The following is an 11,881-nucleotide window of genomic DNA, read 5'->3' as shown; positions in this document are numbered from 1 at the left end:
GGCCGCCGTACGCCCGGCTCAGACCCCGCTCCGCCCGCTCCCCGCCAGAAGCTGCGTCTCCCAGGCGTACGCCACCGCCGAGCCGCCGCCGTGCTGGGCCTGGACCTCGATGACGCCCGGGATGGCCTCCTCACGGGCCCAGTCGCGCTGCCACTCGCCGAGCACGGCCTGCCTGCCAGGTGATCGGCGTGATCCCGGCCTGGGTCATGCGGCGGACCACCCTCTCGTGGGCCTCGGCCGAGACGCCCCCGAGGCGTCGGTGACGGCGTGCACCTCGTAGCCCTCGCCGGCCGCCTGTATCGCGGGCATCGCCACACAGATCTCCGGGCCCCGGATCAGCAGGCCGCCGCGCTCCTCCAGCACGGTCGTCTGGACGGTCGGGACGCCGAACGCCTTGGCGGCCTTGGCGAGTCCGACGACGTTGTCGACGACCATCGCCGGCTCGTGGCTGTGCAGATGGGCGAGCTGGAAGGGCTGGGGAAGGGCGGCCCCGGCCTCGCTGCGCTCCTCCCATCAGATCCCGGCCCGCTCCCGCCTCTCCGCCCCCGGACTACCTCCACCTGGCCAAGCTCACCGAGGCCGGCGACCGGATGCGCTTCACGGAAGTGGCCAGGCTGCTGGAGTGGGAGAGGAGCCGCAGCCCGGCCTACGGCAGTACCAGCGACCAGGCCGCCCCGCGCACCCGCCAGGTCCGGGTGCGGACCGGGCCCAGCGTCCGCCCGTCGGCCTTGTAGTGGAAGTCGGGCCCGGAGACCGTCACCACCCCGGCGTACGTACCCCCCGGGGAGGGCGCGTCCGCCGTCGCGGCGGCGCGCACCTCGGCGCGTACGCTCCCGTCGGTGCCGGGGGCGAGGGTGACCGAGTGGACCGGGCGGTCCAGGTCGGCGACGAGGCGGCCGTCCGCCTCGACCCGCAGCGGTGTCGGGCCGGTGCGGGCGGCGGGGGACCGGCGCAGCCAGGGGACGCGGCCGGCCGGGCGCGGCGGCGCCGGGACGTGCAGCTCGCCGAGGACCACGCCGTCGCTGTCGTCGACCAGCAGGTCCAGGCGACGCGGCCGCCCGTCGAGGACCGCGCGGGCCGCCGCCACGGCGGAGGCGGGCACCCCGAGGTGGCGGGCGAGGCGCAGGGCGCCGCCCGAGCCGACCGGCACCATGGCGAGGTCGGCCTCGGCCAGCTCCCGCTCCCGGTGGAGCTGGGTGACGGCGCGGACCAGGGAGCGGTCGTCGCCGATCAGTACCGGCCGCCGCGAGCCGCGCCGGGCCAGCGCGCGGGCGTACTCCCGGGGGCTCTCGGGGAGGCAGAGTTTGACCTGGGCGCCGGCGCTGAGCACGTCCTTGGCGATGCGCACGGATTCCCCGTCGAGGCGGCGGGCAGTGGGGTCCACGATGACCAGCAGCGACGGCGTGGTGGTCGTGGCGGGCTCTCGAGCCGACACCTCGGTCCTTCCTCGGGTAGCATCTTTGTGCAAAGGCCCCTTGCGCTCTTGCGCCAGGGGCTTCGTCTATTTCGGGGCATGCGGTCCGACGGTTCTCGGCCAACGGCGGTCGGCGTGTACGCGTACGCGTGTGCGCCCTGAACCTTGGACATGCCCCGCCCGGAAGGGGTGTACGCCTGTGCCCGCACTCGTGCTGCTCGGTGCTCAGTGGGGTGACGAAGGCAAGGGAAAGGCCACCGACCTGCTCGGTGGCTCAGTGGATTACGTGGTGCGTTACCAGGGCGGCAACAACGCCGGCCACACGGTCGTCGTCGGCGACCAGAAGTACGCGCTGCATCTGCTCCCTTCCGGAATCCTCTCCCCTGGGTGCGTGCCCGTCATCGGGAACGGTGTCGTCGTCGACCCGTCGGTCCTGCTCTCCGAGCTGAGCGGACTGAACGAGCGCGGCGTCGACACCTCCAAGCTGCTGATCAGCGGTAACGCCCACCTGATCACGCCGTACAACGTGATCATGGACAAGGTGTCGGAACGATTCCTCGGCAAGCGCCGGATCGGGACGACCGGGCGCGGTATCGGCCCGACCTACGCCGACAAGATCAACCGGACCGGTATCCGCGTCCAGGACCTCTACGACGAGTCGATCCTGCTCCAGAAGGTCGAGGCGGCGCTGGAGGTCAAGAACCAGCTGCTCTCCAAGGTCTACAACCGCCGGGCCGTCGAGGCCGAGCGGATCGTCGAGGAGATGCTGGTCCACGCGGACGCGATCCGCCCGTACGTCGCGGACACCACGCTCATCCTCAACCAGGCGCTGGACGAGGACAAGGTGGTCCTCTTCGAGGGCGGCCAGGGCACCCTGCTCGACGTCGACCACGGCACGTATCCCTTCGTGACCTCCTCCAACCCGACCGCGGGCGGCGCCTGCACGGGTGCGGGTGTGGGGCCGACGAAGATCAGCCGGGTGATCGGCATCCTCAAGGCGTACACCACGCGCGTCGGCGCGGGCCCGTTCCCGACCGAGCTGTTCGACGAGGACGGCGAGGCGCTGCGCCGGATCGGCGGCGAGCGCGGTGTCACCACCGGCCGGGACCGCCGCTGCGGCTGGTTCGACGCGGTCATCGCCCGCTACGCGACCCGCGTCAACGGCCTCACCGACTTCTTCCTCACCAAGCTCGACGTCCTCACCGGCTGGGAGCGCATCCCGGTCTGCGTGGCGTACGAGATCGACGGGAAGCGCGTCGAGGAGCTGCCGTACAACCAGTCGGACTTCCACCACGCGAAGCCCGTCTACGAGTACCTGCCGGGCTGGTCCGAGGACATCACCAAGGCCCAGACCTTCGCCGAGCTGCCGAAGAACGCGCAGGCGTACGTGAAGGCGCTGGAGGAGATGTCGGGCGCCCCGATCTCCGCGATCGGTGTCGGCCCCGGCCGGACCGAGACGATCCAGATCAACTCCTTCGTCTGACCTGACGGCGAGGCGTACGCGCGGCGGGGCCGCGGGGACCGGAGACGGTGCCCGCGGCCCCGCCGTCTTCCGGGGCGGCCGGTGTCAGGCGAACCGGATCTCGACCGGCTCGGCCTCGCCGGTGCGGGCGAAGACCGGCTTCGGACGGAGCGACATGTCCTCGACCCGGGCGCGGGCCAGGTGGCGCGGGGGGCCGTCCGTCAGGGCCGAGGCGACCAGGTAGGCACGGCTCCCGGGGTCGACCGGGGTGATCCGGAACAGCTCGTTCAGCGGGTACCGGGGCGGGTACGTCGGCATGACGATCAGCGGCCGGACACCGACCGGCTCGCCCTCGTCCTCCGGGACGACCAGGCCGGCGCCGGTGCGGGAGGCCAGTTCGATCGTGAACGTGTCGGGGCCGTGCTGCGGCTGGGCCGTCAGGACCCACTGCTCGGGGCGCTGGTCGCCGATGAGGTCGGTGAAGAGCAGCCCGTCCCGCACGAAGGCGGGGGCGCCGCGCAGCCAGAGGGTCAGCGGCGACATCGGCAGCTCGCGGTCACCTTCGGCCTGGGCCGAGGGGGTGAGGACGGCTCCGGCGGCCAGGGCGGCGAGCCCGGCCACGCCGGTCCTCAGGAGGGTGCGGCGGTCGGTTCCTGCGGTGGTGCTCATGTCGGGTACTCCTCAAGTCGTGGGGGAAATGCCGGTGATGGGCTGATGCACTCAACGACTCCGCGTCCCGTTGGTAACCGGCCTCCCGCGCGTCTCGCCCGTTGCGGGGTATGCGTGGGAAAGGGCCCCGCCGTCCGGCTGCGGGCCGGCCGCAGAGCGAGGGAGCACCGTGAGCGAGATCGACATCCACGACCGGATCGCCGCCGTCCACCGGGAGATCGGTGACCTGCCGTTCCAGGAGAGGGACGGCCGCTCGGTGCTGCTGCGCCGCAGCTTCGACGCCCCCGTCATGGAGGTGTGGGCCGCCTGCACCGACCCCGACCGGATCGCCCGCTGGCTGGCCCCCGTCACCGGCGACCTCCACCCCGGCAACCGCTACGAGGCCGGGGACCTGGCCTCCGGCGAGGTGCTGCGCTGCGAGTCCCCGAACCTGGTCAAGGTCACCTGGGAGTACGGCCCCGACTCGGTCACCGAGATCGAGGTACGCCTCACCGACGCCCCCGGCCGGACCACCGCCTTCGAGCTGGAGCACACCTCGGCCGCCGCCACCGTCGACGCCCTCGTCCGCGAACAGGGCCCGGTCGGCCCCGTCGGCGTCGGCGCCGGCTGGGACACCGCCCTGCTCGCCCTCGACCACCACCTCTCCGGCACCCCCTTCGACCGCACCGCCTGGACCGGCTCCCCCGAGTCCCGCACCTACGCCCGCCTCAGCCACCGGGCATGGGGCGACGCGGCGGGGGCGTACTGGGACCTGGACGCCGACGCGGTCGACGCGGTGGTGGCCTTCGCGGACCAGCACTTTCTGCCGGGGGACGAGGTGGGGGAGTAGGGGTTCAGGGGAGGTCGGCCGGGGGCACCCCCAGCTCCTCCGCCAGCTCCCGCACCCTGCGCCCGACCTCGTCCCGGACGCGGCGTACGGCCGGGAGCTCCTGCCCGGCCGGGTCGTCCAGGGCCCAGTCGCGGTAGGCGGTGCCCGGCAGGACCGGGCAGGTGTCGCCGCAGCCCATGGTGACGACGAGATCGGCCGCGCGGACGTCCTCGGGGGTCAGGGCGCGGGGGCGGGCCCGGGAGATGTCGATGCCGGCCTCGGCCATGGCGGCGACCGCCACCGGGTTGACCGCCTCGGCGGGCGCCGACCCGGCCGAGCGGACCTCGACGGCCTCGCCCGCGAGGTGGCGGAGGAAGGCGGCGGCCATCTGGGAGCGCCCGGCGTTGTGGACGCAGAGGAAGAGGACGCGAGGGCGGGCGGGAGTACGCGCGGGGGCCGGTTCAGGCGCGGGCACGGGCGGGGTTCTCCTCGGGGGTGGGGGCGGGGCGGCCGTCCGGCTCCTCGGCGGGGAAGAACCGCCGGGTCCGCAGGGCCACGTGGACCAGGCCGATCAGGACGGGCACCTCGATGAGCGGGCCGACGACCCCGGCGAGGGCCTGGCCCGAGGTGGCGCCGAAGGTGGCGAGGGAGACGGCGATGGCGAGTTCGAAGTTGTTCCCGGCGGCGGTGAAGGCGAGGGTGGCCGCCTTCGGATAGCCGAGTCCCACGGCCCGGCCGAGCGCCAGCGACCCGGCCCACATGACGGCGAAGTAGACGAGCAGCGGCAGGGCGATCCGGGCCACGTCCAGCGGGCGCGAGGTGACGGCCTCGCCCTGGAGGGCGAAGAGGACCACGATGGTGAAGAGCAGTCCGTACAGGGCGAAGGGGCCCAGGCGGGGGAGGAACTTCCCCTCGTACCAGGCGCGGCCCTTGGCGCGTTCGCCGAGGCGCCGGGTGAGGTAGCCGGCGGCCAGCGGAATGCCGAGGAAGACCAGGACCGAGCGGGCGATCTCCCAGACGGAGACGGCGAGCGTGGTCTGCGCGAGGCCGAGCCAGCCGGGCAGGACGGCGAGGTAGAACCAGCCGAGCAGGCCGAACGCCACCACCTGGAAGACCGAGTTGACCGCCACCAGCACGGCCGCGGCCTCACGGTCGCCGCAGGCCAGGTCGTTCCAGATGACGACCATGGCGATGCACCGGGCCAGCCCGACGACGATCAGGCCGGCGCGGTACTCGGGCAGGTCCGGCAGGAAGAGCCAGGCCAGCGCGAACATCAGCGCGGGCCCGAGCACCCAGTTGAGCACCAGCGAGGGCACCAGCAGCCGCCGGTCGCGGGCGACCGCGCCCAGCCGGTCGTACCGCACCTTGGCGAGGACCGGGTACATCATCACCAGCAGGCCCAGCGCGATCGGCAGCGAGACACCGCTGACACCCGTTCCGGCCAGCGCGTCGCCGAGGCCCGGGACCACTCGGCCGAGGCCGAGCCCGGCGGCCATAGCGAGCAGAATCCACCAGGCGAGGTGGCGGTCGAGGAAGGCCAGGCGGCCGGGGGCGGGAGCGGGGCCGGTCACGACGCGGGGGCCGGGGCGGTGGCGGGGCGGGTCAGGACGGCGGCGAGCCGGTCGGTGGCGGCGGGCAGCAGCCGGTAGTAGACCCAGGTGCCGCGCCGTTCGGAGGCGATCAGTCCGGCCTCGCGGAGCAGCTTCAGGTGGTGCGAGATGGTCGGCTGGGAGAGCGCGAAGGCCGGGGTGAGGTCGCAGACGCAGACCTCGCCTCCGGCCCGCGAGGCGATCATCGAGAGCAGCCGCAGCCGCACCGGGTCCCCGAGCGCCTTGAAGAAGGGGGCGAGTTCGGCCGCCTGGTCCTCGTCGAGCGGGGCGGCCAGCAGGGTCGGGCAGCAGCGCGCGACGGTGCCGGCCGCGGCGCCGTCGGCGGAGACCACCGGAAGCTCTTGTTTCGACATGCGTCTATGTTGACAGCCTTCGATGCAGCGCGCAATCTTGCATCGACGTTCATCGATTCAGCCGCTGCGTCGCAGACTCGGTCCGCGCCTCTGGCCCGCACCCTGTCCGCAGCCCGGCCCCGACCCCAGGAGACCGCCGTGTCCCGTGCCCAGCTCGCCCTCAACGTCCCCGACCTGGACGCCTCCGTCGCCTTCTACTCCCGTCTCTTCGGCGCCGAGCCGGCCAAACTCCGCCCCGGCTACGCCAACTTCGCCCTCACCGAGCCGCCCCTCAAGCTCGTCCTCATCCAGGGTGAGCCCGGCGGCGAGACCCGCCTCGACCACCTCGGCGTCGAGGTCGCCACCACCGACGAGGTCGCCGCCGCCACCACCCGCCTCAAGGAAGCGGGACTCGCCACCTTCGAGGAGAACGACACCTCCTGCTGCTACGCCCTCCAGGACAAGGTCTGGGTGCACGGCCCGGGGCGTGAGCCCTGGGAGGTGTACGTGGTGAAGGCGGACGCCGACTCGATGGGCGCGGGCCACGCCCCGCAGGAGCCCGGCCCGGCGGCGGAAGGCGGGTGCTGCGCGGCGTGAGCGGCGGGCGCCGGCGCCCCGTGACCGGCTCGTTCAGGGTGCGCCCGGTGCCGCCAGTGCCTCCGCCGTCGCTGCCGCGAAGCCCGGCAGGTTGTCGAGCATGATGTTGTGCCCGCAGTCGGGGACGGCGGTGACCGTGACCCCCGCCGCGCGCAGGCCCGGGGTGCCCGCCGGAGGGCCGTCGGGCGTCGGGTGGAGGTAGGTCCGGGGAATCGGCAGGGTCAGGAGCAGGTCGCGCATCGAGGGCGTGGTGCCGCGGACCAGGTGGACGGCGCTGCGGTGCAGGGCCTCCAGGCCCGCCAGGCGCATCGTCGCCCACCAGGCGGGGCCGACCGCGTCCCGGACCTCGCGCCAGCCGCCGGCGAGGAACTCCTCCTCCGTGAACGAGGCGATGCCGCTGCTCCCGGCGCCCGGCGGGGCCGGTGTGGTGCCCGGGTCGAGGTTGGCGTCGACCAGGACCAGCCGGGAGACCAGCTCCGGGTGGCGGGCCGCCAGGTGGACCGCCACCGTGCCGCCCATGGAGTGGGCGACGACCTCGGCGCCCGTGGCCCCGGCCGCCCGGAGCGCCGTCGCCAGGGCGTCGGCGTGGGACTCCAGGCGGTAGTCGAAGGTGGTGGGGCGGTCGCTGAGGCCGAAGCCGAGCAGGTCGACCAGGAGGGAGCGGGGGCCGGCGAGCAGCGGGTGGGTGGCCGCCGCCGCGAAGTAGGCGGGTGAGCCGGCGCCCAGCCCGTGCACGTAGACCCGGGGCGGTGGCTGTACGGTCCGCCCGCCCTGGCCGGCTGTCCCGGAGTCCCCACCGCCTCCGGGGATCTCCACCCAGCGCATCCGGTCCCCGTCCGGCGTCACCACCGCGTCGCGCATCCCGCACCTCCGCCCGGCCCGTCCTGAGCCGCCCCCCGGGCACCCCCGGGCGCGGCCACCCTGACCGCGCTGTCACCGAGCGTAGTCGCCGCCGCTGACAACGGGCCCCGCCGCCGGCCGCCCCCGCAAGCGGACTGGCCGGTACTCCCTGTACCTGCTCTCCGGCGGCCATGTCATCATCGACCGCTCAACCACCCGGCCCCCCGCGTCGTCTGGTACACCGGGACGCCACCACGCTCCCGGCGTGCGTCAGGCGTCCCCGGTGTCCAGCCGATCCGCCCGCCACCCGTACCGTTCCGGAGGACCCGACCCGTACCGAAGCAGCCGCCCTGACCCGGCCTCACCCCCACCCGCCGCTCCGGCCCGTACGCCCCCAACCGGGACGTCGCGCCGGGACGCAGCGCCCGGCCAAGGCCACCGCTCGCTGCCACCTGGCCCGTAGCGCTCCACCGTCCACCTCTCACCCCGCGCGGCTCCACCGCGCGGACCCGGCCCCGGGACAGGGGCAGCGGAGTCACGGCGTCGCCGGCTCTCCCGGTCTCCCGTCAGGGACCGCCGGCCGGAACCGCCGCCCGGCCCGTCGGCGTATTCCACCGGAGTACGGCCGCGGGTGGGGAGTCCGGCCCCGCCCACCTGTCCGCCACACTTCACAGATGCGAGCACCTGTCATGCCCATAGCCACGCCCATACGCACCGTACGTACTGCCCGTACCTCCATAGCCAGCTGGCTCACCCGCCGTTATCTCAGCCGCCTCCGCCGCAAGGGCACCACGCTCGATCTGAACGCCCTTTCCAAGCTCCCCGAACCGGCCCTGCTGCCGCTCCGCCGCAACGGCCTCGACCCCGTCCCCGAGATCGGCGCCCTGCGCGACCGCGAGCCCGTCAGCCGGCTCCCCGTCCCCGCCGTCCCGGTCTGGCTGGTCACCGGCTACGACGAGGCCAAGGAGGTCCTGGGCGACGCCCGCGCCTTCAGCAACGATTTCGCCCACCTGGTCGGTACCAACGGCGTCGCCGAGCACCACGAGCCCGGTGGCCTCGGTTTCGCCGACCCGCCGGACCACACCCGGCTGCGCCGCCTGCTCACCCCCGAGTTCACCATGCGGCGCCTGAACCGGCTCACCCCGCTGATCCACTCGATCATCGAGGAGCGGCTCGACGCGCTGGAGGCCGCCGCCGACGCGGACGGCCGTGTCGACCTGGTCGAGCACTTCGCCCTGCCCGTCCCGGCCCTGGTCATCTGCGAACTCCTCGGCGTCCCCTACGAGGAGCGCGACGCCTTCCAGCAGTTCTCGGTGGCCCGTTTCGACGTGCTCGGTGGCCTCGGCGCCTCCTTCGGGGCCATCTCCCAGTCCCGCGAGTACCTGCGGGGCGTCATCGAGCAGCAGCGGCGCGAGCCCGGCGACGGACTCCTCGGCATGATCATCCGCGAGCACGGCGACGCCGTCACCGACGAGGAGCTGACCGGCCTCGCCGACGGCGTCCTCACCGGCGGCCTGGAGACCACGGCCAGCATGCTGGCCCTGGGCACCCTCGTCATGCTCCAGGACCGCACGCACTTCACGGCGATCCGCGAGGCCGAGGACCCGGGAGCCGTCGCCACCCCGTTCGTCGACGAACTCCTGCGCCACCTCACCGTCGTGCAGACCGCCTTCCCGCGCTTCGCCCGCGAGGACACCGCCATCGGCGGCCAGGCCATCTCGGCCGGCGACATCGTCATCGTCTCGCTGAGCGCCGCCGACCGCGACAAGCGCCTCGGCCCCGGGATGGACGTCTTCGACCCGTCCCGCCCGCCGGCCTCCTCGCACCTCGCCTTCGGCTACGGCATCCACCGCTGCGTCGGCGCCGAACTCGGCCGGATGGAACTGCGCGCCGCCTTCCCCCTCCTGGTCGAGCGCTTCCCCGCCCTCCGCCTCGCGGTCGAGCCCCGGGAACTGGAGTTCCGCAAGCTGTCGATCGTCTACGGCGTGGACTCGCTGCCGGTCCGCCTGAAGTGACGCCGCCACGGCACGGGCGATGTTTCACGTGAAACATCGCCCGATGCCCGGGGCGCGTCCCGGAGGACGGCCGGATTCCCTCGGTTCCGGTACCCGCCGCCGTCCCGGGTACCTAGGGTGGCGGGGTGAGCACTCCGCCGGTCAGACGCCTGACGACGCAGCCGCCGCTGAACTATCTCAGCTCCGCCGAGCCCTGGCGGGCGCTCCTCTACCTGCTCTCCGGGGCCGGGCTCGGGGCCGTCACCCTGCTGGTGCTCGGCGTGCTGATCGGGCTGGGCCTGCTGCTCTCGGTGATCGGTGTCGGGGTGGCGATGCTCGTCGGGGCCATCCTGGTCAGCCTCCCGCTGGCGGAGATCGAGCGCCGCAGGCTCCGGCTGATCGAGGAGCCGGGCACGCCCGCCATCCCGTCCCCGCACCACCCTGTCGAGGAGCCGGGGCTCCAGTCCTGGCTCGCCGTCCGGCTGAGGGAGCCCTCCACCTGGCGGGAGTTCGGCTACGCGGTGCTGCTGGCCACCCTCTTCCTCCTGATCGACCTGGCCCTGCTCCTCCTGGCGGTGCTGCTGGCCGCGACGCTGGTGGTGCCGCCCTGGGCGGCGTACCGCTCGGGGCAGCCCGAGGCTCTGATCCTCACCGCGATCGCCGTCCCGGCGGTGCCCGTCGCGCTCTACGGCTTCGGGGCGGTGGCGGCGCTCCAGGCGCGGCTGGCCCGGCTCCTGCTGCATCCCGCGGCCCGGGAGGACGAGCCGGACCGCGACGCCCGGGTGGTCGAGCTCACCCGGTCCAGGGCCCGGCTTGCGGACGCCTTCGAGACCGAGCGGCACCGCATCCAGCGGGACCTGCACGACGGCGCGCAGCAGCGTCTGGTGGCGCTGGTGATGACGCTGGGCCTGGCCGAGCTGGAGCTGAAGGGCGCCGGGCGGGAGGAGAGCCCGGAGGCGGTGGGGCGTGGCGCGGAGCTGGTCGCCCGGGCGCGAGGGGAGGCGAAGGACGCCCTGACCGAACTCCGCGACCTGGTGCACGGCATCTACCCGCAGGTCCTCACCGACCGCGGGCTGCCCGCCGCCGTCTCGGAGGCGGCCGTGCGCTGCCCGGTGCCGGTCCGGGTCGAGCTGGAACTGGCCGAGCGGCTGCCGCGCCAGATCGAGGCGGCCGCGTACTTCGTGGTCAGCGAGGCGCTGACCAACATCGCCAAGCACAGCCGGGCCCGGAACGCCGTGGTCAGCGGCGGCCGTTCGGGGCAGCGGCTGGAGGTCACGGTCCATGACGACGGGGTGGGAGGCGCCGAACTGAAGGTCGGCAGCGGCCTTCAGGGTCTCGCCGACCGGGCCGAGGTGGTCGGTGGCAGACTCGCCCTGTCCAGCCCGCCGGGCGGCCCGACCGCCCTCACCCTGGAGGTCCCGTGCCCGCGCTCCGCATAGTCCTGGCCGAAGACTCCGCGCTGGTACGCGCCGGGATCGAGGAGCTGCTGACCAAGTTCGGCCACCAGGTGGTGCGGTCGGTGGCCGACGCGGACGCCCTCGTCACCGCCGTCGAGGAGTGCCGCCCCGACCTGGTCATCACCGACGTCCAGATGCCGCCCGGCCACGGCGACGACGGTCTGCGCGCCGCTCTGCGGCTCCGCCAGGACCACCCGGACCTGCCCGTCCTCGTCCTCTCCCAGTACGTCGCCAAGGCGTACGCCAAGGAGCTGTTCTCGCTCGACGGGAGCGTGCCCGGGGCCGCCCGGGGCGGGCTGGGCTATCTGCTCAAGGACCGCATCGGGGAGCTGAGCGAGTTCGTGGCGGCGATCGGGTCGGTGGCGGCCGGCGGCATCGTCATCGACCCCCAGGTCGTCCGCCACCTGCTGACCGAGCGCGACCGCAGCACCCGGACCCAGCTGCTCTCGGCCCGCGAGTCCGAGGTGCTGGCCCTGATGGCCGCCGGCCACTCCAACACGATGATCCGGGACGAACTCCACCTGAGTGAGGGGGCGGTGGCCAAGCACATCGGCAACATCTTCACCAAGCTGGGCTTCTCCCCGGACGACGGCAACCGCCGGGTGCTGGCGGTGCTGGCCTACCTCCGGGGCGCGTGAGAGAGGGGGCAGCCCGACCGGCGGCCCCCTCTCGTCATCCCACGGCCCTGACGAGGACCG

The 11,881-nt window shown here is 73.9% G+C and carries 12 protein-coding genes and 1 pseudogene; 6 read left to right on the top strand and 7 right to left on the bottom strand.

What is annotated here, in order from left to right; all coding sequences use genetic code 11:
- Nucleotides 1-18 precede the first annotated feature (18 nt).
- Both OIM89_RS14165 and OIM89_RS14160 read right to left on the bottom strand, forming a co-directional pair.
- Nucleotides 19-477, bottom strand: a pseudogene (locus OIM89_RS14165) (isochorismatase family protein); the annotation flags it as partial.
- A gap of 169 nt (nt 478-646) precedes the next feature.
- Nucleotides 647-1,435, bottom strand: a complete 789-nt coding sequence (locus tag OIM89_RS14160; protein WP_030696130.1) for a diacylglycerol kinase family protein — start codon at nt 1,433-1,435, stop codon at nt 647-649.
- A gap of 178 nt (nt 1,436-1,613) precedes the next feature.
- On the opposite strand from OIM89_RS14160, the gene OIM89_RS14155 reads away from it, so the two are divergent.
- Nucleotides 1,614-2,897: an adenylosuccinate synthase gene (locus OIM89_RS14155; protein ID WP_030696131.1), complete on the top strand. Its 1,284-nt coding sequence runs from the start codon at nt 1,614-1,616 to the stop codon at nt 2,895-2,897.
- Nucleotides 2,898-2,981: 84 nt separating this feature from the next.
- Here OIM89_RS14155 and OIM89_RS14150 read toward each other — a convergent pair whose 3' ends face one another.
- The gene (locus OIM89_RS14150; protein ID WP_030696132.1) at nt 2,982-3,545 is read right to left on the bottom strand and encodes an I66 family serine proteinase inhibitor; all 564 of its coding nucleotides are present in this window, start codon (nt 3,543-3,545) and stop codon (nt 2,982-2,984) included.
- Between the two features lie 169 nt (nt 3,546-3,714).
- Between OIM89_RS14150 and OIM89_RS14145 the strand changes: the two genes are divergently transcribed.
- The gene (locus OIM89_RS14145; RefSeq protein WP_226964137.1) at nt 3,715-4,374 is read left to right on the top strand and encodes an SRPBCC family protein; all 660 of its coding nucleotides are present in this window, start codon (nt 3,715-3,717) and stop codon (nt 4,372-4,374) included.
- Between the two features lie 4 nt (nt 4,375-4,378).
- Here OIM89_RS14145 and OIM89_RS14140 read toward each other — a convergent pair whose 3' ends face one another.
- The 3 genes from OIM89_RS14140 to OIM89_RS14130 are packed head-to-tail and all read right to left on the bottom strand — an operon-like array spanning nt 4,379 to nt 6,316.
- A complete protein-coding gene (locus tag OIM89_RS14140; RefSeq protein ID WP_195730681.1) occupies nt 4,379-4,828 on the bottom strand; it encodes an arsenate reductase ArsC in 450 nt (149 codons plus the stop codon).
- Nucleotides 4,815-5,924: an ACR3 family arsenite efflux transporter gene (arsB, locus tag OIM89_RS14135; protein ID WP_047466136.1), complete on the bottom strand. Its 1,110-nt coding sequence runs from the start codon at nt 5,922-5,924 to the stop codon at nt 4,815-4,817. The genes OIM89_RS14140 and arsB overlap by 14 nt, the downstream gene beginning before the upstream one ends.
- A complete protein-coding gene (locus tag OIM89_RS14130; RefSeq protein ID WP_264491323.1) occupies nt 5,921-6,316 on the bottom strand; it encodes an ArsR/SmtB family transcription factor in 396 nt (131 codons plus the stop codon). The genes arsB and OIM89_RS14130 overlap by 4 nt, the downstream gene beginning before the upstream one ends.
- Nucleotides 6,317-6,454: 138 nt before the next feature.
- On the opposite strand from OIM89_RS14130, the gene OIM89_RS14125 reads away from it, so the two are divergent.
- Nucleotides 6,455-6,892: an ArsI/CadI family heavy metal resistance metalloenzyme gene (locus tag OIM89_RS14125; RefSeq protein WP_030696137.1), complete on the top strand. Its 438-nt coding sequence runs from the start codon at nt 6,455-6,457 to the stop codon at nt 6,890-6,892.
- A gap of 33 nt (nt 6,893-6,925) precedes the next feature.
- On the opposite strand, the gene OIM89_RS14120 is transcribed toward OIM89_RS14125, so the two are convergent.
- The gene (locus OIM89_RS14120; RefSeq protein ID WP_195730680.1) at nt 6,926-7,753 is read right to left on the bottom strand and encodes an alpha/beta fold hydrolase; all 828 of its coding nucleotides are present in this window, start codon (nt 7,751-7,753) and stop codon (nt 6,926-6,928) included.
- A 668-nt stretch (nt 7,754-8,421) separates the two neighbouring features.
- Here OIM89_RS14120 and OIM89_RS14115 point away from each other — a divergent pair.
- The 3 genes from OIM89_RS14115 (at nt 8,422) to OIM89_RS14105 (ending at nt 11,821) form a co-directional block, all read left to right on the top strand.
- The gene (locus OIM89_RS14115) at nt 8,422-9,747 is read left to right on the top strand and encodes a cytochrome P450 (protein WP_257203728.1); all 1,326 of its coding nucleotides are present in this window, start codon (nt 8,422-8,424) and stop codon (nt 9,745-9,747) included.
- Between the two features lie 125 nt (nt 9,748-9,872).
- Entirely contained in the window at nt 9,873-11,165 is a 1,293-nt protein-coding gene (locus OIM89_RS14110; RefSeq protein ID WP_257203712.1) for a sensor histidine kinase, read from the top strand.
- Nucleotides 11,147-11,821 carry a response regulator transcription factor gene (locus OIM89_RS14105; protein WP_204369280.1) on the top strand — a complete coding sequence of 225 codons (675 nt, stop codon included), beginning with the start codon at nt 11,147-11,149 and terminating at the stop codon, nt 11,819-11,821. The genes OIM89_RS14110 and OIM89_RS14105 overlap by 19 nt, the downstream gene beginning before the upstream one ends.
- Nucleotides 11,822-11,881: the final 60 nt, after the last annotated feature.

The sequence above is a fragment of the Streptomyces sp. BI87 genome, from assembly GCF_025957665.1.
Lineage (GTDB): Bacteria > Actinomycetota > Actinomycetes > Streptomycetales > Streptomycetaceae > Streptomyces > Streptomyces albidoflavus.
The sequence above is the reverse complement of the archived record's forward strand: the minus strand, read 5'-3'. Positions and strand labels throughout refer to the sequence as shown.